Here is a 21,493-nt window from a genome sequence, read left to right as displayed (position 1 = left end):
TTAGCTAGCGTCGCCGCAGGGGCCGTACCCTGCCCGGCTCAAGAGCGTGGCTTGCGCCGTTCGAATCGCTTGACGCTGTCGCGGTCGCGGCGCGGGCCGCGGCTGAGCGTGCGGTGCTGGGGCGGTCCCTGATCGAGTTGCAGCTGAATCAGTACACCGCTGATCCTGGTGCGGCGCAATGCTTCCAGCGTTTCCGCCGGCAGATGCGCGGGCAGTTCGACCAGACTGTGGTCGGGCCGGATGCTGATATGCCCGAAGTCGCTGCGGCGCAGCCCGCCCTCGTTGGCGATGGCGCCGACGATCGCGCCGGGCACCACGCGGTGCCGCTTGCCGACGCTGATCCGGTAGGTCGCCAGCTCCGCGCCGGTGCCGCGGTGATGCGACCGCTCCTCGTCCTCGAAGCGGCGGGCCGGACGCTCCCGCGGAACCCGTTCCCGGCGTTCCGGTTCCGGTTCCGGCTCCATGAAGAAGTTGTCGCCGTCGTACGATCCGACCGCGAGCGCCGCCGCGATATCCACCAGCGGAATGTTGTGTTCGCGCTCGTAGTCCTCGATCAGCTTGCGGAACAGCGCGACATTCGCCGATGCCAGATTCTCGGTGATGGTGTCGCCGAATTTGGTCACCCGCTGCGCGTTGACGTCCTCGACGCTCGGCAGCTGCATTTCGGTGAGCGGATGCCGGGTGGCCCGCTCGATCGACTTGAGCAGGTGCCGCTCCCGCGGCGCGACGAACAGCAGCGCCTCGCCGCTGCGCCCGGCCCGGCCCGTACGCCCGATCCGATGCACGTATGACTCGGTGTCGTGCGGGATGTCGTAGTTCACCACATGCGAGATGCGGTCCACATCGAGACCGCGGGCGGCGACATCGGTGGCCACCAGGATGTCCAGCGCGCCCGCCTTCAGCTGGCCGATGGTCCGCTCCCGCTGCGCCTGCGCGATATCGCCGTTGATGGCGGCCGCCGAGAAACCGCGCGCCCGAAGCTTTTCGGCCAACTCCTCGGTGGCCTGCTTGGTGCGCACGAAGATGATCATCGCCTCGAACGACTCGACCTCGAGTATCCGGGTGAGCGCGTCGAGTTTGCGCTGATGCGACACCTGCACCCAGCGCTGGGTGATGTTGGTGTTGGTGGCGGTCTTGGCCTTGACCGTGATCTCCACCGGCTCGCGCAGGTACTGCTTGGAGATCTTGCGGATGGCCGACGGCATCGTCGCCGAGAACAGGGCGACCTGCTTATCCGCCGGGGTGTCGGCGAGGATGCGCTCGACATCCTCCTGGAACCCCATCTTCAGCATCTCGTCGGCCTCGTCGAGCACCAGGTACTGCAGCTGCGAGAGGTCGAGCGTGCCCTTCTCCAGATGGTCGATGACGCGACCGGGCGTGCCGACCACCACCTGCGCGCCGCGGCGCAGACCCGAAAGCTGCACACCGTAGCTCTGGCCGCCGTAGATCGGCAGCACATGGATGCCGGGCAGATGTGCGGCATAGCGGCCGAACGCCTCGGCGACCTGGATCGCGAGTTCGCGGGTCGGCGCGAGCACGAGGGCGCGGGGGGATTTACCCGACGCCTGGATTCCCATCAGGATCGGGATGGCGAATGCCGCGGTTTTGCCGGTGCCGGTCTGCGCGAGCCCGACCACATCGTGGCCCTCCAGCAGCGGCGGAATGGTGGCGGCCTGAATCGGCGACGGCGATTCGTAGCCGACATCGGCGATGGCCGCGAGGATGCGGTCATCGATCCCGAGATCGGCGAAGGAGGGGCCGGACGTCTCCTGGTTCTCGTCGCCAGGAACGCTGTCGACCTCATTGGTACTCATTGACCAGGAGTTTACTGCCTGGTCGTGGTCGGCCCGGTCACCGGCCCAACGCGATGAGACCTAGGCAACTCGAGAGCCGGTCCACGCATTGCCCCGATTCGCGATCAGCGGCAGCTCGGCGGAGTAGCGTTCGAATGGATGATCTACACCGATCGGGTGTCCGCCGGGCGTGCGCTTGGTAGTGAACTCGAACACCTGCGCGCGGCGATTCCGCTGGTGCTCGGATTACCGCGCGGCGGGGTTCCGGTGGCGGCCGGGGTGCGCGAAGTGATCGGCGGCGATCTCGACATCCTGCTGGTGCGCAAGCTCGGTGTGCCGTGGCAGCCGGAGCTCGCGATGGGCGCGATCGGTGAGGGCGGGGTCCAGGTGCTCAACCCGGATGTGTTGGCGCACATCGACGTAACGCCGGAGGAATTCGCCGAGATCGAACAGGCCGAAATGCTGGAGCTCGAGCGGCGGCGGGAGGTGCTGCGCGGCGATGCCAAACCCCTCTCCATCGCCGGCCGCACCACGGTGATCGTCGACGACGGCATGGCGACCGGCGCGACCGTCTCGGTGGCCTGCCGGGTCGCGCGGGCACAGCGGCCGCAACGGTTGGTAGTCGCGGTGCCGGTCTCGTCGGCCGAAGCGCTGCAACGGGTTTCGGTGGAGGCGGACGAATTGGTCTGCCCGCTGGTGCCGCGCTCGCTCGGCGGAGTCGGCATGGCGTATCGCGACTTTCACCAACTCGACGACGACGAGGTGCGCGCGCTGCTCGCTTAAAGCTCGATGAGGCCCGTGCGGTGCCGCTGCGCGAGTGCGGCATAGAAATCGGTGTTGGTCTGCACCCAGCGCAGCGCCGAACTGCCCGGCTCCAACGTCTTTTTCACGGTCGCGGGGGAGCCCGCCGCCAGCACGCCATCGGGGATCACCGCACCCGGCTGCACGAGCGAATGCGCGGCGAGCATGCTGCCCGCGCCGATCTTCGCCCCGTCGAGCACCGTACTTCCGTTCCCCACAATGGATTCCGGGCCGACGGTGGCGCCGTGCACGACGACGCTGTGCGCGACGGTGGCGCCGGCACCGATCTCGATCGGGCCGTCCGGCGGCACGTGCAGCACCGAATTGTCCTGCACGTTCGCCCTTTCCCGGATGATGATGGGGGCCAGATCCGCGCGCAGCACCGCGCCATACCAGACGGACGCGCCCGCCTCGACGCGGACATCGCCGATCAGCGTCGCGTTGGGCGCGATGAATGCGGTCGGATCCACTTGCGGGCGTTTGCCTTCGAACTCATATAGGGGCACGCGTCCACCGTAACGGCGATCAGTGGGTTTGGGGTTCGCGAATTACCACTGCTCGGCGTATTGGACGCTGCGCGCCGCCGCCGTCACCATCGGCCGCAGCACGGCGGTGAACGCCTCCGCGCCGACCGGGGTGACGTCGACGTCGGCGCCGGTGCGCACCGCGTAGCGGCCGTCGCCCGCCACATCGATCCAGCACAGCACGCCGAACGGGCGCAGTTCGTCATCGCGGCGCACCGAGACCACCAGCTGCCCGATCCCGTCGCGCGGCTGTTTGAGCAGCCTGCGGATGCGCGCCGAAACCGTCGGCCCGGACACCGGAACCGTCACCAGGTCGCGGCTGTCCTCGTTGACCTTCGCCAGCGGCGCGGTCAACCGTTCGGTGCCGCCGGGCACATTCTCCGGCAGCGTCGAAACAACCCGGGCCGGAAGGGTTTTCGCGCCGCCGACATACAGCCGCACCTCGCCGCCGCGATCGGGCTCGGTGCCGGGGCGCTGGGCGGCGACCACCGCGATATTGCCCGCCGCCGCACCGAGCACGCGGACGGGGCGCACCTCCGATTCGGCGCCGCGCTCGCCGAATACCTCGACGCATACGGTCGGTTTGGCGAGAACCCGTAGCGCGGCTTCGACATCCGCGTCGACCACTTCGTCGCACCACGCGTTGAGTTCGGGCAGTTGTGCCTCGCGCTCGGCGGTGTCGCGTGCGGACCGCCGGACGGCGAGCGGATACGGGATGCGGTCGCCATCGGTGCGGGCCCAGGCCAGCGCGAACTGATCCGGGGTGAAGGTCCAGTTCACTCCAGTTCGGTCCACTCACCTAGCACCGGCGGCGTGGTGGGATCCAGCGCGCCGATCAGTTCGGTGCTCTCGTCGGCGGGTTCGAGATAGTCGAGATCGTCGTCGATCCAGTGCAGTTCGTCGTCCTCGTCCTCCGCGCGGGCGGCCCGCGCCGCGGTGGCGGCGACGCTCGGGCCGGAACGTGGCGGTGCCTCTGAGGCGGCGAACGCGCCGCCCATCAGGCCGCCGACGGCGCCCGCGCCGACACCGGTGACCGTATCGGTGGTCGAGTTGGAATCCGAATCCCGTTGCCGCTCATCGCGTTTGCGCTTCTCGTCGGCAGAGGTGCTCGTGGCGCGGGTCGCGGTGAATGCCGGTTGCGCTTCGGTGGGCGTCGCGGCGCTCGGTCCGGTGGATGAAACCGGTTGTGGGGCAACGGTTTCGGTCATGGCGACGGTGGTGGGAACCGTCGAGGTGGAGGGCGCGGTTCGGGCCGTGGCCGGAACGGTCGCCGGGTCGGCGGCTGCCGGGCGCGCCGGATCGATCGCCGAAGCGGCTGACGCGGGGTGGTTTCGGTGGTCGCGGTGGGTTGTGTCGCGGTAACCGTCGCGGGCCGATCGGCCTGCGGTTCGGGTGCGGCGACCACCGGCGTTTCGCCGGGCTGTGTGCCGGAGATCAGCGAAACCGTTTGCGTCGCGGGATTTTCCGCGATCGTGCGCTTCTCGCCGGTCGACGGCTGGCCCGCCGGGCTCAGCGTCTCGTCCGCGAAAGCGGGCACCCCGGTGCCGGTCGGGATGAACGCCGACGCGTAGATGGTGTCCATCGCCCGCACCACATCCTGGCGGGCGCTCTCGGCGGACTTCTGGATGCCCGCGTTGGCCGTCGCCGCGGACGGATTCAGCAGGGCCGCCGACAGATCCGGGCGGGCCGAGTGCGGCTGCGGCACCGCGGCACGCAGCGCCTCCGCGGCATCGCCCGCCTGGCCGAGCCGCTGCGCGACCGTCGCCATCACATCGGCAAGTCGCTGGCCGCTCTCCTCGAACGAACGCACGGCGGCAACCGCCTTCTCCGCGGCGGCCCCGCGCCAGCCGTCGGCGATCGCCGACCGGATCTCGGTGTGCGCGTCCGTCACCGCCTCGGCCAGCCCGGTGGCGGATCCGTGCCAGGCCTGCTGACCCGCGGTGAGCACCGACGGATCCATCAGCTGCACCTTCTTGTGGATCTCCGCGTGCGACAGGTTGTCGAACTCCTCGACGGTCGGCGCGTACTCCGGATCCACGAACTGGTTCGTTCCCCGCTCCTTGGTGCGCGGCAATTTACGCATTGTCGGCTCCCGTCGCCTTGACCGCGCTCGCCAGCTGACCGTCGGCCCGGTCGTACGCGGCCGCCGCCGCGCGGAACGTCTGGGCCAGCGCCCGCGCGGCATCGGCGTAATCGCGCAGATGCGTTATCGCGCTGTCAGCCTTCGATTCGAAGCCGCCGCGCAGCGCGTCACCCGAGGCGAAACCGCCGAAACCGGGTAGGGATGTCGCCCCGCTCAGCACGCGGATCTGGGCCTCGACCCGATCCGCGAGCTGTTCGTAGCGGGTGGCGCAGCGCTCGTGCGCACCATCGGCGACCAGCACGCCGTCGATCCACAGCTGGCCATCGTCGACCGCCTTGTTCAGTGCGGCAACATCGTTCGTCTGCACCTGCCGTCCCCCTTCTCCGATTCGTGCTCAGTTCACGGGTGTCGAGCCAACCCCACGACCGTGCCCCGCATCCACTCCGCGATGTCGGCGGCGACCCGCGCATGCACCGGTTCGTGCAGCAGATCGTGCCCGGCGTCGGCGTACTCCAGAAAACTTACCCAATCATGCCGCCGAGTCCAGACCTTCATCGCATCAATCGGTGCGCGACGGTCCTCCGCGCCGTGCACCGCCAGGATCGGCAGGCTGCGCGGCAGCGGCGTGCCGGGCGCCCCGGGGACACCGCCGCCGAGCGCGCGCTTCGGCACGCCGGACAGCACCAGCCCCGCGACCGTATCCGGCGGGATGCTCGGGTGCACCGGATACTTGCCCTCCACCGCGCGTAGATCCGTCGCGCTCGCCCGATCCGGGACGGCGGCGCCGAGCAGTCCGAGCGCGGTGACCGCGCCCAGCGAATGACCCATCAGGATCAGCGGGCGGCCCGGATTCGCCAGCCGGGCCAGTTCCACCAGATGTAGCGCGTCGGCCACCAGTTCGGCGAGGGTGCCCGGATTGTTCGGATCGCCCTCGCTCAGTCCATGGCCCGCAGTATCCAGGGCCCACATTTCGATTTCGGCACCGGTGAGCGTGCGCGCGAACCGGTGATAGTGGCTGCTGTGCTGGCCGAGACCGGGCAGGAGAACCACGACTGCCAGGTTGTTCTCGACCGGCCAGCGCCGATAGTGCATACGGCCGCGAGCGCCGTCGAAGTAGAGCATCCCCGGATCTTGCCAAAGAGTGTGTGTAACAGGGGACTTCATGTAATTTCCGATTCTGTTACCGACGGGTCGGGTTGCGCACCTCCTATGCTCGATGGATGTTGCGAACGGACTTCACCGAATTGCTCGCGCTGCGGCACCCGATCGCCTGCGCCCCGATGGGCGGCGTCGCGGGCGGCGCGCTGGCCAGTGCCGTCGCCGAGGCGGGCGGTCTCGGCATGATCGGCGCGGGCACCAGCGCCGACCGGGACTTCCTGGAACACGAACTCGGTTTGATCAACACCGAAAAGCCTTGGGGTGTGGGCTTTCTCACGTGGGGGCTGGATATGCCGACGGTGGCGACGGCCCTCGAGTCCCGGCCCACCGCCATCATGCTGTCCTTCGGCGATCCGAGCCCGTACGCCGAGGCCGTCCACGCTGCGGGTGCGAAGCTGATCATCCAGGTCACCGACCTGGACGAGGCCAGGCGCGCGCTCGACGTCGGCGCGGATCTGCTCGTCGCGCAGGGCGGCGACGCGGGCGGGCATGTCGGCCGCAAAGCCATCGGCACCCTGTCCTTCGTGCCGTCGGTGGTCGATCTCGCCGCCGGTGTTCCGGTGCTCGCCGCGGGCGGGATCGCCGACGGGCGCGGTCTGGCCGCCGTGCTCGCGCTCGGCGCCGCGGGGGCGGTCATCGGCACCCGGTTCGAGGCCAGCTTCGAGGCGGTGGTGACCGCCGAGGTGACCAAGGCGCTGCTCGACGCGCACGGCGCCGACACCGAACGCAACACCGTCCTCGATATCGCCCGCGGCTCCGCGTGGCCCGATCGCTATCCCGCCCGCACCCTGCGTAACACCGTCATCGACCGCTGGCAACACCGCGAGGACGAACTCCGCGCCGACACCGCGACACTCGCCGAGCTGCGCGCGGCCATCGACCGGGAGGACCCGGACGCCATGCCGATCTGGGCGGGTCAGGCGCTCGGTCTGATCACCGCGGTGGCGCACGCGGACGAGATCGTGCATTCGATCGCGGCCGAGGCGGAACGGATCCTGGCCCGGGTCAACGGGTTTCGCGTCGAGTAGCCCGGAGCAACCGCGACGCAAGCGCCATGCAAGTCCGGTGCCCGATCTTGGTCGACATGACAGTAACCGCAACGGATTTGGTCGATCGCGCGCAGATCGGTGAACTGCTCAGCCGGTACTACGGTGCGATCGACGACAAGAAATTGGATCGGGAGTTGGTGGACGCGACGTTCGCCGTCGACGGCAGGTTGGTGAATCCGCTCGGCGACGCGCTGGTGGGCCGGGCGGAGATCACCGAGCGCCAGAGCCGGGCTTTTACCCTCTTCCGGGCGACCCATCATGCGATCACCGATCAGCTCATCGAAATCGACGGTGACACGGCGCGATTGCGTGCCAACATGACCGCGATGCACCTCTGGACCGAGGATTACACCGACGCTGTCGCGCTCGAATCACACTTCATGGCGGGCGGAGTATTCGAGGGACAGGCCGTGCGCACCGGCGAAGGCTGGCGACTGCGCGAGCTGTCGCTCCGGATCACCTGGCGCACCGGGGCGACGCCGGTTCAGGTCGATCCACGGAAAGATCTGTGACGGTGCGCGAGCAGCGGGTGCGGTAGGGGAGTTCCAGCGTGTCCCGGCCTTTCAGGTCTGGGTGGGTGTGCAGGAGTTCCGTTACCTCGGCCAGGACCTGTTCGCGCTGTTGGGGTTCCATGGTGATGACGTAGCTGCGCGAGGCCACCAGGTCGAGTAGGTCGGCGCGGGACAGGTGGTAGGTCCATTCGAAGTCGCGTCGTTCGATCGGTGTGAAAGGCGCACCGACGCGGGGGTTTTCGCTGCCCATGTCCTGTTCTATGCCTCGGTGCATGATCCGGCCCAGTTCGGCGACCCAATCGTGGCGCTCGTCGCGGATGTTCCAGACCAGGCCGAGTTGTCCACCGGGGCGCAGGATCCGGGCGATCTCCGGAACCGCGACGGCGACATCCACCCAGTGCCAGGCCTGTCCGACCACGACGGCATCTACCGCGTTGTCCGGCAGCGGAATTCGTTCGGCGGTACCGGCATGGATCGGTACGTTCGGGTGCGCGCGCCGGAGTTCCGCGCGCATACCCGCCGACGGTTCGACCGCGACCACATCGAATCCGGCCGCCAGCACCGCGCGCGTCAGCTGGCCGGTCCCCGCGCCGAGATCCAGCACCAGACCGGCCTTCGGCGGGATCAGCCATCGGACGGCCTCATTCGGGTACGACGGCCGCGCCTTGGCATACGCGGCGGCCGCTTCTCCGAACGAATCAGCTTGGGCCAAGCGGGCTTCCATCGCGGTGCGCCACTGCGCGAACCAGTCGGCGAACCATGGGTGCCGCGCCGCGAGCGGCAGGATGAACTCCACCGTTTCGGCGAAATACGCGGCACGCTTGGCCGGGCGCGGATGGGTGTGCAGGCGTTGGACATTGCTCAGCCGGTCGGCCAGTTTGACCAGCACCGCGTCATCGGGCGCGGCGGCGAACCGCTTCAGATAGGCGGACTTCTCCTGCGCCGGATCGCGCGTCACCCAGTACACGAGTTCCGCTGGGGCATCGCCGAATTCGGCGCGGACCTCGGCCAGGGTCACCGGGGTGTCCTCGACCACGTCGTGCAGGACCGCCGCCACCAGCAGGTCCGGTTCGGTCCGGCCTACGCCGTCCACCAGCACCGCGACCGCCTCGCGCAGATGCTCCACATACGGTTCACCGGCGGGCCGGGTTTGCGCGCCGTGCGCGCGTTCCGCGAAGGCCAGTGCCTGGGTAACGATCTCCGCTGTGTCCTTTGGCAATTGGCGCTGCCAGTCGGTGCCGAAGGTGCGATAGGTCATGGGTTCCCCTCCCGAGGTTATGCGATGAGCGGCCGAACCTGCTCGCCGGCGAACCGAACGAATCCGGCCGGGTCCGGTTCGTCCGGCGTCGGTTCGAGGACCACGGTATCGGCACCCGCCTGCACCCACCGGGCGACCGCATCGGCGACCGCGTGCGCATCACCGACGGCGCTGAGACCATCGATGGTGTCATGACCCATCCGCCGCAATTCGGTCGTCACGCGGTCGGTCGCGTCGGGGCCGGTGGCGGTCAACAGTTGGACGACGAACGAGAACTCTCCGCGGTATTCGCTTGCGGCCCGGCCCTTCTCGACCAGTTCCAGGCCCGTCGAATCCGCCACCTGCACGACCTCGCGCAGCAGTTCCGGCGGATTCTGTGGACGGAATACGGCCCCCAAACTCGTCATACCGTCATCCTGACAGCGCGCGTCGGTGCGGTCGACCGGATTCCCGCTGGGTCAGTTGGGTTCTTCGGTGGGGCTAGAACCGAGCCAGCCGGATCGGGTCCGGACAGTCGACGGTGACGGCGAAAAGGTTTGCGGTGATAGTTGTCCCTTACTTCAACGTGTACGCGGTATCGGACACGGTGAATCCGTGCCCATCGCCGGTGTCGCAGCTGACGCCGGTCTGTTCGTGAATCACGCACTGCGTGTGGGCGACGCGCAGGACGATGTTGTAGGGCAGGACCTTCGAATCGTCACCGGCCGCAGGCGAACAGGCGTTGACGAATTCGGCCTTGGCTCCGCGCGATACGGAGATCGTATTGGGTCTGCTCATCCGGCCCCCGCAACTATGGGCCAACGGGACGTTCTGCGGGAACCGTCCGTTGCAGCCCACATGATCGTCGACGATGCCGCACATGAACTTTCCGCTCGGAGACTTGAAGGTGATGCCGTAGCCGGTCTTGTAGCCAGGGGCGTTCGCTGACATATCGGGCATTGATTCGGTAGGGGCGGGCGCGAGCGACGTGCTCGTCGTCGATGTGGCAGGCGCGGAATCGGAGTGCGTGCCGGATCCACATCCGGCGGCCAATCCCAGTGACGCCAGGGCGATTCCGATTCGAATCGGCCGTGCCGCCGCGCGTGGTGACAGCGCATTGAACGTCATCAGTTGAATGTCACCGTGAGCCCCCTCTTGGTCAATCACAAGTTCTTGTTATCGCCGCGACCGGAAATCGCCGAATCGACCCGCCCCCGAATCTTCCGCAACTCCGCAATAAGCTCCCCGGGCCCCACCACCTCGAACCCAACCCCCAACCCGATCAACCGATGAGCCAACCACTCCATCGAATCGTCCCGCCGACCATCCAACAAACAAATCCCGTCATCGACCGCGACAATATCCCCTTCCCGGTCACCCAACCGTCCCGCAACCTGCCCGACCGGCGCGTGAATGAATACCCGAACACGCACCATTTTCGTTCCCCAATCATTGCGTGCCCCACTGACAAACGCCGCCGCGTCCGCCGCGGGCAACTCCCGGGGAACGAAGCGCGCACCGGTAGCCTGCACCCCCGAAATCCGGTCGACCCGAAATGCCCGCCAATCCTGCCGGTCGATATCGAAACACACCAGATACCAACGTCTTCGAGCGCAGACCAGCCCAACCGGCTCCACATTGCGCCGACTTTCGGCTCCCGAGCCCGACAGATATCCGAAACGCGCTCGCTCCCTGTTGGTTACGGTCGCCGCCAAGGCGACCAACACCTCGGGATCGACGACGGAACCATCCGATCCGGCCGCGACCGTCGCCGCGCCGAGCACCCGGACCCGCCGCCGCAGCTTCGTCGGCAGCACCTGCTCCAGTTTCGTCAACGCCCGCACCGAGGCTTCCTCGATCCCGGCGATCGCCGAACCGGCCGCCATCCGCAACCCGGCCGCGATGGCGACGGCCTCCTCGTCGTCGACCAGCAGCGGCGGCATGGCGGTGCCCGCGACGAGCCGGTAGCCGCCCGCGGCACCCATTGTCGCCTCGACCGGATAGCCGAGTTCACGGAGCCGATCGATATCGCGCCGGACGGTGCGGTCGGTGACGCCGAGCCGTTCGGCCAGTTCGCTGCCCGGCCATTCGCGCGGGGTCTGGAGTAGCGAGAGCAGGTGCAGCAGTCGAGCGGGTGTTCCGTTCATGCGTCACAGAATTTCAGAAAACTAGGACATGAATGGTCCTACATGGTTTTTACGGTGGTAACCATGACGAACACAGCGATCCGCCCCTTCCGCATCGAGATCCCGCAGGCCGATATCGACGATCTGCGCGACCGGCTGGCCCGCGCCCGCTGGTCGGCGCAACTGCCGGGGCAGGGCTGGGACCGCGGCGTCCCGGTGGACTGTCTGCGCGAGCTCGCCGAGTACTGGCGCACCGAATTCGATTGGCGCGCAAAGGAAGCGGCGTTGAACGAACTTCCGCAGTTCCTGACCGAAATCGGCGGCCTCGACGTGCATTTCGTGCACGTGCGGTCCGCGGAGCCGGACGCGCTGCCGCTGATTCTCACGCACGGCTGGCCGAACTCCTTCGTTGAATTCACCAAATCCATTGATCTGCTTGCGAATCCGCGTGCACACGGGGTGGAAGGCCAGGCGTTCCACGTCGTCATCCCGTCGGTCCCCGGGTTCGGCTTTTCCACCGGGCCACGGGAGCTCGGCATGAACCCGCGCAAGGTCGCCGAGATGTGGATTCAACTCATGGACCGCCTCGGCTACCGCAGGTACGGCGTGCAGGGCGGCGATCTCGGCGCGTACGTGGTCCAGGAGATGGCGATCGCCGCGCCGGACCGGATCGTGGGCGTGCATATCGACGCGGGCATCGGCATGCCGACGGCGGCCGACGTGCCGACGATGACCCCGGAGGAACGCGCCGAATGGGATCTCATGCAGCAGTGGATGACCGGGGTGAACCATCACGTGCTGCTGCGTCAGGCCCCGCAGACCTTCGGGCACGGCTGGACCGATTCACCGGTCGGCCTGCTGGCCTGGCTGGTGCACAAATTCAACGAATTCGCGCCGCTGGCAGCCGATCTCGAGGACGCTTACGACCGCGACCAGCTGCTGACGAATATCAGCATCTACTGGTTCACCAATACCGCGGCGACCTCGTCCTGGCCGATGTACAACGGCCTCGGCCCCGACGGATTCGCTTGGCCCGCAGGCCAAAAACTGGTTCCGGTGGGCGTGTACGGGGGCGGCTCACCGCTGATGCGCCGACTTGCCGAGCGGGACAACATCATCGCGCACTGGCCGACCGGCAATACCGGCAATCACTTTGTGGCGATGGAACTTCCCGACGCGCACGCCGCCGATATCCGCACCTTCTTCGCGAAGGTGGCTCAGTTGCCCGCCTGACCCACCAGGCTGGCGGGCGGTGCGGACGGCGCCTTGCTCGGGCTCGGCGCGGCGGCGGGTGCGGGCTGGGCGGCCTGCGGTTCCGGCTGCGCCGCGGCCGGGGCGGGCTGGGCCGGCGCCGCGGACGGCGTCGGCGTGCCCGGGATGTGGACGTCGGGTCCGGGTAGGACGAGCGGCTTCTTGGTGTCCGGATCGATCGGCGGTGCGCTGGGCGCGGGCACGACCTCGACCGGCAGGTCCGGAACGAAGAAGGTGCCGACGGTCGGGGTCATCACGCAGAGCGTGCCGGGGTAGTTGATGGTGCCCCACATCGAGGCGAGCACGGTGCCGGGGCCGCTGTTCACCGTTTTGGACAGCGACGGCAGGTTGTATTGGGTGACATCGTCGAGCGGGTCGATGCCGCTGGCGCCGGTGCTCAGGTTGACCCAGCCGACGACGAGTCCGGACGAGATCGGCAGCCCGGGAGTCGAGGGGGCGGCGCTGAAACGCAGCGTGCCGGGCACGGGGGCCGAACCCTCGTCCAGATTCGGTCCGGTGGTGGTGACGGCCGCGATGGTGGTGGTGATCGGTCCGTTGCTGCCGCAGCCGAAAGTCGGTGCGGCGTAAGCGAACGGCGCGAAGGCCGAGCCGATGTTCTGCAGCGCGGCGATATCGACCAGCTTGGTGTACTGGTTGAGCGCGGCGACGCCGGCCTGCTTACCGGGATCGAGTCCCGCGTCCTCGGCCAGCTTGGTCAGGCCTTTTTCCAGTGGTGTCGGCGGGGCCGGTTCGGCCGCGGCCGTGCCGGAGAGTGTCAGAACCGCGCCGATGCCGAGAGAAGTAACCGCCGTCACGACGTGCGCGATGGTCCTGCCGTTCACCGTAACTCCTTGCTACCGAACACCCATGGGGCCGCCGACCCATGCCTGCCGAGAAGCTACCAGGTCGCCCGACTTTTCGCCCGTGCGAGGTCTCGAGTTGGCCACACCCGGATGTCGTCACCTGTGTGATCCTCGCGACAGTGACAAATTACCGAGGGGTAGGTTGGACTCGGACGTACGAGACACACTGGGAGTCGTGTATGAAAACAGCCCTGTCCCCCGACGAGGTGGCCTTCCGAGACGAGCTGCGCAGCTTCTACCGGACCGAGATCCCGTCCGACATCCGCGAGCGTGCGAAGTACGGCCGTGAGCTGTCCCGCGACGACATCGTCACCACCCACAAAATCCTCAATGACAACGGCCTCGCCGTCCCCAACTGGCCCGTCGAATGGGGCGGCAAGGACTGGACGCCGATGCAGCGCCACATCTGGCAGGACGAGATGCAGCTCGCCTCGGTGCCCGAGCCGCTGACGTTCAATGCGCAGATGGTCGGCCCGGTGATCGCGCACTTCGGCTCGCCGGAACTCAAGCAGCGCTTCCTCCCGCCCACCGCGGCCCTGGATATCTGGTGGTGCCAAGGCTTTTCGGAGCCCGACGCCGGTTCGGACCTGGCCTCGCTGCGCACCACCGCGGTGCGCGACGGCGACTCCTACATCGTCAACGGACAGAAGATCTGGACCACCATGGCCCAGTACGCCGACTGGATCTTCTGCCTGGTGCGCACCGACCCGAACGCGCCGAAGAAGCAGGCGGGCATCTCGTTCCTGCTGTTCGACGTGAAATCGCCGGGCGTGACCATCCGGCCGATCAAGCTGATCGACGGCGGCTACGAGGTGAACGAGGTCTTCTTCGAGAACGTCCGGGTGCCCGCCGATCAGCTTGTCGGCCAGGAGAATATGGGCTGGACGTACGCGAAATTCCTGCTCGGCAACGAGCGCACCGGCATCACCGGCGTCGGCCGCACCAAGGTCAAGATCGGTGTCGCGAAAGAGTATGCGGCGCAGGTCAAGTCGGGGTCCGGCACGCTGTTGGCGGATCCGGTCTTCGCGGCCAGGGTCGCCGAATTGGAGAACGAACTGCTCGCACTGGAGCTCACCCAGCTGCGCGTGATCTCCGATTCCGCCGACGGCAAACCGAATCCGGCGTCCTCGGTGCTGAAGCTGCGCGGCTCGGAGCTGCAGCAGGCCGCCACCGAACTGCTCCTCGACATCGCCGGACCCGACGCGCTGCCGGTCGGTGCGGACGAGATCGCCTCGCCCGCATGGGCACAGCGCTCCGGCCCCGGCTACCTGAACTATCGCAAGACGACCATCTACGGAGGTTCGAGCGAGGTGCAGCGCACCATCATCGCCTCCACGATCCTTGGATTGTGAGGCACGACAATGGATTTCGAACTCACCGAAGAACAGGTCATGCTGCGCGACACGGTGCGCGAACTGCTGGCCCGCAATTACGATCCGGAGACCAGGCTGAAGGTCACCGACACCGAACTGGGTTGGAGCCGTGAAGTTTGGCAGCAGCTGGCCGAACTCGGCGTGCTCGGGCTGAGTTTCGCCGAGGCGGACGGTGGTGTCGGCGCGGGACCGGTGGAGACCATGGTCGTGCTGGCCGAGGTCGGCCGCAGGCTGGCGCCCGAACCGATCCTGGATGCCGTGCTGGTCCCCGGCGGCCTGATCGCCGCGGCGGGCAGCGCCGAACAGCGGCAGGCGATTCTGCCCGAGGTGGCGGCGGGCAATCTGCTGCTCGCCTTCGCGCATGCCGAGCCGGGGCTGCGCTGGCCTGCCACCGATATCACGACAGCCGCTGTGGCGCAGGGTGATTCGTACACGCTCACCGGCGTGAAGAATCCGGTGCCGCACGGCGACTGCGCCGACAAACTGGTGGTGAGCGCGCTGCTGCCCGGCGGCGGAACCGGCCTGTTCCTGGTCGACGCGGCGGCCGCGACCCGCAAGCCGTACCGCACCCTCGACGGTCAGCGCGGCGCGCAGCTCGAATTCACCGGTGCGCCTGCCGAATTGCTGGGCGCCGCGACCGATGCGAGCGCGCAGCTGGCGGCCGTCGAGGCGCTGGCCCAGGCGAGCCTGGCCGCCGAGGCGGTGGGCGCGATGGAGGAGGCGCTGCGGCTGACCTCCGAATATCTGAAGACCCGCAAGCAATTCGGCGTCACGCTGTCGAAGTTCCAGACCCTCACCCAGCGGGCCGCGAACATGTATGTGTCGCTCGAGCTCGCGCGCAGCATGAGCCTGTACGCGACGGCCACGCTGGCGGACGGCAGCGCCGACGCGGTGGTCTCGTCCCGGGCCCGCCTCCAGATCAGCCGTGCCGCACGGCATATCGGGCAGGAGGCGATCCAGATGCACGGCGGTATCGGCGTGACGGCCGAATACCCGGTCGGTCATTACGTGGCCAGGCTCACCGCGATCGAGCACACCCTCGGCGGTGCGTTGGAGCATCTGCGGGTGCTCGGCGACCGGGTGGGGGATTATTCGCTGCCCGAACTGTGAGCGGCGGGCGGTGCGGGAGAGTTGTTGGCCCGCACCGCCTTTTGCTTATCCGTCGTCGCCGGAATCGTCGGCCGGGGCCGAATGGGTGGTCGGTCGCGGCGGTCGCGTCGTCGTTGTCGGACGGGGCCGGGTGGTGCTGAGCGGTTCGTCCGAGGTCGGGGTCGGGCGGGGCGGTGCGGTGAGTGTCGGGTCGTCGCTGTCGGTCGGCTGACCCGGCTGCGGCGTGGTTTCCGTCGAGGTGGATGACGGCGGCACGGTGAACCCGGCGTTGAGGCGCGGCGCATTCGGCGCCATCTGCCAGCTGGGGGAGGGCGGGATGATGACCTTCGGCGCGGTGGAACTGGCATCGCTGTTGACCTGCGCGGCCGCCATCGCTGGGCCGTTCTTCAGTGGCGGCGGCGGCACGTAGGTGTCGTGCGAGCCGAGGCCACAGGCGCCGATGAGGATCAAACCCGCGGAGACCGCGCCTACGGCTATAGCCGGACCGACGATCCTGGCCCTGCTGCTCTCCATGGGGTGACTCTCCTCGTGTGTTTCGGGGCTCACCTTAGTCGGCCGACCCGATTCAGACTTAAACATCCACAATTCAGATATCGAATTGATCTCGTTGGCGTGTCTTGGGCACGTGTCGTAGTAGAACTACCGGGACTAGTCGTAGCGTGTGTGATCAAAGTTACGCATGAGACGCCAGTGCCAAGATGAGGGACGCGTTGCTCGGTTCGCGCCGCGACGTTTGTCTGTACGGCGTCATCGAGGAGTAGATGATGGGAGCTTACTCGACTACCCCGCTGGAAGCCGCGAACGCGACAGCCGAATCGGCCGTGTCGAACGCGAACCAGCCTCAGGTGTCGAATCCGCAGGCGCGCAAGCTGTCCACGCTTATCTTGCGCATCGTCGGCTGGGTGATCTTCCTCGGCGGACTCGTCGGCGCCGGCCTCGGCTTGGCCGGCCTGCACGTCGAAATCACCGTCGCCGGACTGATTCTCGCCTGCACCGCAGGCCTGGTCCTGCTCAAACTGCGCGCGGAGACCCACAGCAGCACCTGATCGCCCCTCGCGATGCGCATTTTCCTCACCACCGATATCGCGGAGTTCCATGCCGAAGCGGAGACTTTTCTGCTTCGAGATCCACTGCGGCACACCGTGATCACCGGTGCCGTGGCCAACGCGGCCGAGCCGATGCATCTGCTGTCGGTGCGGTCCGGCGGTGAGGTGGTCGGCGTAGCCATGCGTGCGCCGGGTTATCACATCTATCTCGGCCAATTGCCCCCGGCGAGTGTGCCGGCGGTGGCCGAAGCGCTGATCGATGCGGTGCCGGACAGCGATGGAGTCGAGGGAACCACCGATCTCGCGACGCTTTTCGCGCAGCGATGGTGCGCGCTGTCGGGCCAGCAGTACCACTGGTCCTATGCGCACCTGCTGTACCGGCTGGGGGATTTGCGCATCCCGCCGGTCGCCGGGAATCCGCGTCCGGCAACGGATATCGACACGGAGCTGTGCTCCGACTGGATCGACGCGATGCGCGCGGAGACCGGCATGCCCCCACCCGCGCTGACGCCCGAGCGAATCCGGCACCGGATCGCCGCGGGTAGCTGGTGGCTCTGGGAGCACGGCGGCCAGCCGGTAAGCTTTGCGGCACATCAACTTCCGACGCAGGGCTGGTCGCGCATCGGACCGGTCTACACCCCACCCGATGCGCGTGGTCACGGTTATGCCAGCGCGCTCACCGCACATATCGGGCGGATGCTTCGCGACGGCGATATCGAGGTCTGTCTGTTCGCGGACGTCGCCAACCCCACCTCGAACAAGATCTATCGCGCAATCGGTTTCGAGCCGACGTACGAATTCGTGCGGTACGGGTTCTCGCCTACAGCGGCGCTTTCTTCCACCAGCTGAGCAGCTCCTCCGGCGACGAATAGTCGTGGCATACGAACAGGATTCGGTCCTTGTCGCCGCCGGAGAAGACCGTGAGGATCTGGTGGGATTTGCTGTCGGTCCACTTGTAGTTGGTGTAGGTCTTGCCGCCGTTGGTGTCGGTGCTCTTGGTGGCGCCGGAGGGTAAGCCCTTCAGGACGGATTGCAGGTCATCGGTGGACTTGTAGATGACGAAGCGGTAGAGCGGATCGTCATTGTTGTTGCCGCCGGAGCAGATCCACTGCCATGCCCAGCTGCCGTAGTTCGGCTCACCGTCGAAGGTGGACGGTTTGAAGCTCGGGTCGGTGTTCCAGCAGCGGGCGCTGTCGAAGCCGACACCGTCGTCGGCGCCCGCGGGCACCATGCGGGAGAACTGGGCGCTGATGGTTTTGGCATCGGCCGCGCCGGAGCTGCTCTTCACGCCCGAGGTGGACTGTGCCGCAACGGAGCTCGTGCTCGATGAGCCGCTGTCGCTGGCATTGCTCGAGCTGTCGGACAGTGCGCCGATCAACGCGAGCACCAACACCAACAACACGATGACGCCGATGCAGATGGCGATGATCAGGCCCGCGTTCGACTTCTTCGGTGGCGGCGGCGGTGTGAACTGCTGCGGCGGCCGATGCACCGGGGGCTGGAAGTTGGTGGGCCCGTTGGTGTATGGGCTGGTCGAGTGCGGCTGGGCCACCAGCGTCGGCGGCGGGTAAGCGCCCTGTCCGACAAGCGGATTCGATCCGCTGGACTGCGGCCCGAATGCGGGATGCGGCTGATTCGTCTGCGGCGGTTGCTGATTGGGAATCGGCGGCCCGGTCACCGGCCGCGGACCGACGACGGGAATGGCGGGCGCGCTGCGGTTCCCGAGCGCCTGCCTTGCGGCCAAAGCGAATTCGGTGCAGTTGGCGAACCGGTCGTCCGGGCGTTTGGCCATCGCCTTGGCCAGCACATTGTCCAGGGCGTATGGCAGACCGGGGCGGTGATTGCTCAGTGCGGGCGGCGGGGCCTGCAGATGTCCCTGGATGACCTGCGCCGGATTGGTCGCCTGATACGGCCCGTTGCCGGTCATCAACCAGAACAGCGAACAGGCCAGCGAGTACTGATCGGAGCGGTGATCGAGGGTGGCGCCGGTGAGCTGCTCCGGCGAGGCATAGGCCAGGGTGGCGGTGAAGGTGCCGGTCTGCGTCAGGTGGCCGGTGTCATCGCGCAGCCGGGCGATGCCGAAATCGGTCAGATACACCCGCTCGCCTCGGCCGCCGCCGGAGCGGGCGAGCAGTACGTTCGCCGGTTTGACATCGCGGTGCAGCACCCCGACGCCGTGCGCGTAGTCCAGCGCGTCGGCGGTCTCCTTGATGATCTGCACGGCGCGTTCGGGCGGCAGCGTATGCGGATCCACCGAACCGGCGTCGATACCGTCGATGTACTGCATCGAGATCCACAGCTGATCGTCCTCGAGCCCGCGGTCGTACACCGTGACGATATTCGGGTGATCGAGCTGGGCGACCAGATCCGCCTCCCGTTCGAACCGCGCCCGTATTTCCTTGTCGAAGAACATCTCCCGGTTGAGCAGCTTGAGCGCGGTCATCCGCGGTAGCCGCGGATGTTTCGCCAGGTATACCGAACCCATGCCACCGCGGCCGAGCTGCCGTTCGATGACATAGCCCGCGAACACATCGCCGCTGGCCAGCATTTCTGCCCCACTTTCCGCCGCTTCACCGGGACCCGCCGATGAACAGGCGTACCGCAAAAGAAAACGCGTGATCGCGACCCGACGACCACGGAAACATCGAAACCATAGCAGTTGCGCCGGTCCCCGAGCCCGCGGATCTCACCCATGTATCTCGCACCGCAACCGGGACGCAACACCCCTTACTTTCCGGCGTTGTCGGTGCCACTCATTAGAGTGGCCCGCATGCGCATAGGTGCTCATGTCAGACTCGACAGCGATCCGATCGGCTTCGGTGAGAAACTCGGCGCCGATGTCATCCAGATGTTCGTCGTCGATCCGCAGAGCTGGGATAAACCCGAGCCGCATCCGCGGACCGCGGAAATTCTGGCCAGCCCGATCGATGTGGTGGTGCACTCCTCCTATCAGATCAATGTGGCCAGCCTGAACAACCGGTTGCGGATGCCCTCGCGCAATGCGGTGGCCCAGCAGGCCAAGGCCGCGGCCGAGCTCGGCGCGTTCGGTCTGGTGGTGCACGGCGGGCACGTCCGGTCCGATGCGGAGATCGAGGCGGGGATCGTCAACTGGCGCAAGCTGTTCGAACGTCAGCAGGAGAAGGGCGGCTTCGCGGTGCCCATCCTGATCGAGAACACCGCCGGCGGAAATCACGCCATGGCACGGCATTTCGATTCGATCGCCCGGCTGTGGGACGCGGTCGGCGAATTCGGCGCCGGATTCTGTCTCGACACCTGTCACGCCTGGGCGGGCGGTGAGGAACTGGTCGGTGTCGTCGATCGGATCAAGGCCATCACCGGCCGGATCGATCTGGTGCACCTGAATTCCTCGCGCGACGAATTCAATTCGGGCGCCGACCGGCACGCCAATTTCGCCGACGGCACCATCGATCCGCAACTGCTCGCCGAGGTGTGCCGCACTGCGGGCGCGCCGGTGGTACTGGAGACGCCGGCCGATGGCGTCGCAGAGGATCTGGCCTACCTGCGCGAACATATCGGCTGAGCCGGTTCTTCCGATCACGCCGACCGAAACCATGGTGGACCTTGGGGTTTCGGTGGTGTGCTCGGCAGATGACGGCGGCAACGGTGACCAAACTCGGCGCGCATATCGGCGCCCGGGTCGACAATGTCCGGCTGGGTGGCGATCTGGACGCGGCGACCGTCGCGGTGATCCGGCGCGCGCTGCTCGACCACCGGGTGATCTTCTTCCGTGAACAGGATCACCTCACCGAGGACGGGCAGTACGAATTCGCCGAATTGCTCGGCACCCCGACCACGCCGCATCCGACGGTCACCTCGCACGGGGTCAAGAGTCTGGCCATCGATTCCCAGCACGGCCGGGCGAACAGTTGGCACACCGACGTCACCTTCGTCGACCGGATTCCGAAGGCGTCCATCCTGCGGGCGGTGCACCTTCCGCCCTACGGCGGCTCCACCACCTGGGCATCGACCGTCGCCGGATACGACTCGCTGCCGGAGCCGCTGAAGAAGCTGGCCGAGAGCCTGCGCGCGGTGCACACCAACCTCTACGACTATGCCGCGACCCATGTCGATCCGGTCCGGCCGAACGAATCGGCCTACCGCGCCGAATTCGAATCCAGCTACTTCGAAACCGAACATCCGGTGGTGCGGGTGCATCCGGAAACCGGTGAAAAGGCGCTGCTGGTAGGACATTTCGTGCGGAACTTCGTCGGGCTGTCCACCGGCGAATCGCAGACGCTGTTCCGCCTGTTCCAGGATCGGGTGACCAGGCTGGAGCACACCGTCCGCTGGAATTGGGCGCCCGGCGACGTCGCGATCTGGGATAACCGCGCCACCCAGCATTACGCCGTCGACGACTACGACGATCAGCCGCGCAAGCTCACCAGGATCACCCTGGCGGGCGATATCCCGGTCGGTGTCGACGGCCGGGCCAGCACGGTCATCACGGGTGATGCCGAGCACTATTCGATCGTCGAGGAGATCTCGCTGCTCGCCTCGTAACGTGTGCGCCCGGACCGCCGAACGGCGCATGGTCCAAACTTGTCCG

General features: G+C 67.3%; 24 protein-coding genes. 10 read left to right on the top strand and 14 right to left on the bottom strand.

Translation table 11 applies throughout. From position 1 onward, the window contains the following. Positions 1 to 38: 38 nt before the first annotated feature. Positions 39 to 1,814, bottom strand: a complete 1,776-nt coding sequence (locus F5544_RS37715; protein WP_167477579.1) for a DEAD/DEAH box helicase — start codon at positions 1,812 to 1,814, stop codon at positions 39 to 41. Between the two features lie 138 nt (positions 1,815 to 1,952). Between F5544_RS37715 and F5544_RS37710 the strand changes: the two genes are divergently transcribed. Next, a complete protein-coding gene (locus F5544_RS37710; RefSeq protein WP_167477578.1) occupies positions 1,953 to 2,576 on the top strand; it encodes a phosphoribosyltransferase in 624 nt (207 codons plus the stop codon). On the opposite strand, the gene F5544_RS37705 is transcribed toward F5544_RS37710, so the two are convergent. The 6 genes from F5544_RS37705 to F5544_RS37680 are packed head-to-tail and all read right to left on the bottom strand — an operon-like array spanning position 2,573 to position 6,323. Next, a complete protein-coding gene (locus F5544_RS37705) occupies positions 2,573 to 3,100 on the bottom strand; it encodes a gamma carbonic anhydrase family protein (RefSeq protein WP_167477577.1) in 528 nt (175 codons plus the stop codon). The genes F5544_RS37710 and F5544_RS37705 overlap by 4 nt on opposite strands. 42 nt (positions 3,101 to 3,142) lie before the next feature. After that, a complete protein-coding gene (locus tag F5544_RS37700; RefSeq protein ID WP_238846868.1) occupies positions 3,143 to 3,913 on the bottom strand; it encodes an ESX secretion-associated protein EspG in 771 nt (256 codons plus the stop codon). Beyond that, complete coding sequence (locus F5544_RS37695; RefSeq protein WP_167477576.1) at positions 3,895 to 4,326, bottom strand: hypothetical protein; 432 nt, start codon at positions 4,324 to 4,326, stop codon at positions 3,895 to 3,897. Before F5544_RS37695 ends, F5544_RS37700 begins: the two co-directional genes overlap by 19 nt. Further along, entirely contained in the window at positions 4,323 to 5,201 is an 879-nt protein-coding gene (locus F5544_RS37690) for a PPE domain-containing protein (protein WP_167477575.1), read from the bottom strand. Before F5544_RS37690 ends, F5544_RS37695 begins: the two co-directional genes overlap by 4 nt. After that, on the bottom strand, positions 5,194 to 5,568 hold the full coding sequence (locus tag F5544_RS37685) for a hypothetical protein (RefSeq protein ID WP_167477574.1): 375 nt from the start codon (positions 5,566 to 5,568) through the stop codon (positions 5,194 to 5,196). The genes F5544_RS37690 and F5544_RS37685 overlap by 8 nt, the downstream gene beginning before the upstream one ends. Positions 5,569 to 5,600: 32 nt before the next feature. Beyond that, entirely contained in the window at positions 5,601 to 6,323 is a 723-nt protein-coding gene (locus tag F5544_RS37680; RefSeq protein ID WP_167477573.1) for an alpha/beta hydrolase, read from the bottom strand. 98 nt (positions 6,324 to 6,421) lie between these two features. On the opposite strand from F5544_RS37680, the gene F5544_RS37675 reads away from it, so the two are divergent. Together F5544_RS37675 and F5544_RS37670 are read left to right on the top strand one after the other, a co-directional pair. Beyond that, complete coding sequence (locus F5544_RS37675) at positions 6,422 to 7,387, top strand: NAD(P)H-dependent flavin oxidoreductase (RefSeq protein WP_167477572.1); 966 nt, start codon at positions 6,422 to 6,424, stop codon at positions 7,385 to 7,387. A gap of 56 nt (positions 7,388 to 7,443) precedes the next feature. Beyond that, a complete protein-coding gene (locus F5544_RS37670) occupies positions 7,444 to 7,920 on the top strand; it encodes a nuclear transport factor 2 family protein (protein ID WP_167477571.1) in 477 nt (158 codons plus the stop codon). On the opposite strand, the gene F5544_RS47365 is transcribed toward F5544_RS37670, so the two are convergent. The 4 genes from F5544_RS47365 to F5544_RS37645 all read right to left on the bottom strand — a co-directional run bounded on the left by F5544_RS47365 (position 7,865) and on the right by F5544_RS37645 (position 11,304). Continuing rightward, positions 7,865 to 9,178: a class I SAM-dependent methyltransferase gene (locus tag F5544_RS47365; protein WP_194252449.1), complete on the bottom strand. Its 1,314-nt coding sequence runs from the start codon at positions 9,176 to 9,178 to the stop codon at positions 7,865 to 7,867. The two genes, F5544_RS37670 and F5544_RS47365, sit on opposite strands and share 56 nt — an antisense overlap. A 17-nt stretch (positions 9,179 to 9,195) precedes the next feature. Then, a complete protein-coding gene (locus F5544_RS37655) occupies positions 9,196 to 9,585 on the bottom strand; it encodes a hypothetical protein (RefSeq protein ID WP_167477570.1) in 390 nt (129 codons plus the stop codon). Positions 9,586 to 9,733: 148 nt separating this feature from the next. Further along, a complete protein-coding gene (locus tag F5544_RS37650) occupies positions 9,734 to 10,108 on the bottom strand; it encodes a hypothetical protein (RefSeq protein ID WP_167477569.1) in 375 nt (124 codons plus the stop codon). 212 nt (positions 10,109 to 10,320) lie between these two features. Next, positions 10,321 to 11,304: a helix-turn-helix transcriptional regulator gene (locus F5544_RS37645; RefSeq protein ID WP_167477568.1), complete on the bottom strand. Its 984-nt coding sequence runs from the start codon at positions 11,302 to 11,304 to the stop codon at positions 10,321 to 10,323. Positions 11,305 to 11,367: 63 nt separating this feature from the next. Between F5544_RS37645 and F5544_RS37640 the strand changes: the two genes are divergently transcribed. Beyond that, positions 11,368 to 12,516: an epoxide hydrolase family protein gene (locus F5544_RS37640; protein ID WP_167477567.1), complete on the top strand. Its 1,149-nt coding sequence runs from the start codon at positions 11,368 to 11,370 to the stop codon at positions 12,514 to 12,516. Here F5544_RS37640 and F5544_RS37635 read toward each other — a convergent pair. Then, positions 12,501 to 13,376 carry a hypothetical protein gene (locus F5544_RS37635; RefSeq protein ID WP_167477566.1) on the bottom strand — a complete coding sequence of 292 codons (876 nt, stop codon included), beginning with the start codon at positions 13,374 to 13,376 and terminating at the stop codon, positions 12,501 to 12,503. The genes F5544_RS37640 and F5544_RS37635 overlap by 16 nt on opposite strands. 200 nt (positions 13,377 to 13,576) lie before the next feature. On the opposite strand from F5544_RS37635, the gene F5544_RS37630 reads away from it, so the two are divergent. Then, positions 13,577 to 14,749 carry an acyl-CoA dehydrogenase family protein gene (locus F5544_RS37630; protein WP_167477565.1) on the top strand — a complete coding sequence of 391 codons (1,173 nt, stop codon included), beginning with the start codon at positions 13,577 to 13,579 and terminating at the stop codon, positions 14,747 to 14,749. Positions 14,750 to 14,758: 9 nt separating this feature from the next. Further along, positions 14,759 to 15,880 (top strand): acyl-CoA dehydrogenase family protein, encoded by a 1,122-nt coding sequence (locus tag F5544_RS37625; RefSeq protein ID WP_167477564.1) that lies wholly within the window; start codon positions 14,759 to 14,761, stop codon positions 15,878 to 15,880. A 45-nt stretch (positions 15,881 to 15,925) separates the two neighbouring features. Here F5544_RS37625 and F5544_RS37620 read toward each other — a convergent pair whose 3' ends face one another. Continuing rightward, positions 15,926 to 16,393 (bottom strand): hypothetical protein, encoded by a 468-nt coding sequence (locus tag F5544_RS37620; RefSeq protein WP_167477563.1) that lies wholly within the window; start codon positions 16,391 to 16,393, stop codon positions 15,926 to 15,928. Between the two features lie 248 nt (positions 16,394 to 16,641). Between F5544_RS37620 and F5544_RS37615 the strand changes: the two genes are divergently transcribed. Together F5544_RS37615 and F5544_RS37610 are read left to right on the top strand one after the other, a co-directional pair. After that, positions 16,642 to 16,926 carry a hypothetical protein gene (locus F5544_RS37615; protein ID WP_167471244.1) on the top strand — a complete coding sequence of 95 codons (285 nt, stop codon included), beginning with the start codon at positions 16,642 to 16,644 and terminating at the stop codon, positions 16,924 to 16,926. Positions 16,927 to 16,938: 12 nt separating this feature from the next. Continuing rightward, positions 16,939 to 17,775 (top strand): GNAT family N-acetyltransferase, encoded by an 837-nt coding sequence (locus F5544_RS37610; RefSeq protein WP_167477562.1) that lies wholly within the window; start codon positions 16,939 to 16,941, stop codon positions 17,773 to 17,775. On the opposite strand, the gene F5544_RS37605 is transcribed toward F5544_RS37610, so the two are convergent. Continuing rightward, positions 17,747 to 19,474 carry a serine/threonine protein kinase gene (locus tag F5544_RS37605; RefSeq protein ID WP_167477561.1) on the bottom strand — a complete coding sequence of 576 codons (1,728 nt, stop codon included), beginning with the start codon at positions 19,472 to 19,474 and terminating at the stop codon, positions 17,747 to 17,749. The two genes, F5544_RS37610 and F5544_RS37605, sit on opposite strands and share 29 nt — an antisense overlap. A 222-nt stretch (positions 19,475 to 19,696) precedes the next feature. Here F5544_RS37605 and F5544_RS37600 point away from each other — a divergent pair, with 222 nt between their 5' ends. Together F5544_RS37600 and F5544_RS37595 are read left to right on the top strand one after the other, a co-directional pair. Beyond that, a complete protein-coding gene (locus tag F5544_RS37600; protein WP_167477560.1) occupies positions 19,697 to 20,467 on the top strand; it encodes a deoxyribonuclease IV in 771 nt (256 codons plus the stop codon). Between the two features lie 68 nt (positions 20,468 to 20,535). After that, positions 20,536 to 21,447, top strand: coding sequence for a TauD/TfdA dioxygenase family protein (locus tag F5544_RS37595; RefSeq protein WP_167477559.1), 912 nt, complete (start codon positions 20,536 to 20,538; stop codon positions 21,445 to 21,447). Positions 21,448 to 21,493: the final 46 nt, after the last annotated feature.

Origin of the sequence: Nocardia arthritidis (genome assembly GCF_011801145.1) — a bacterium.
Lineage (GTDB): Bacteria > Actinomycetota > Actinomycetes > Mycobacteriales > Mycobacteriaceae > Nocardia > Nocardia arthritidis_A.
This window is presented reverse-complemented; position numbering and strand designations above follow the sequence as displayed.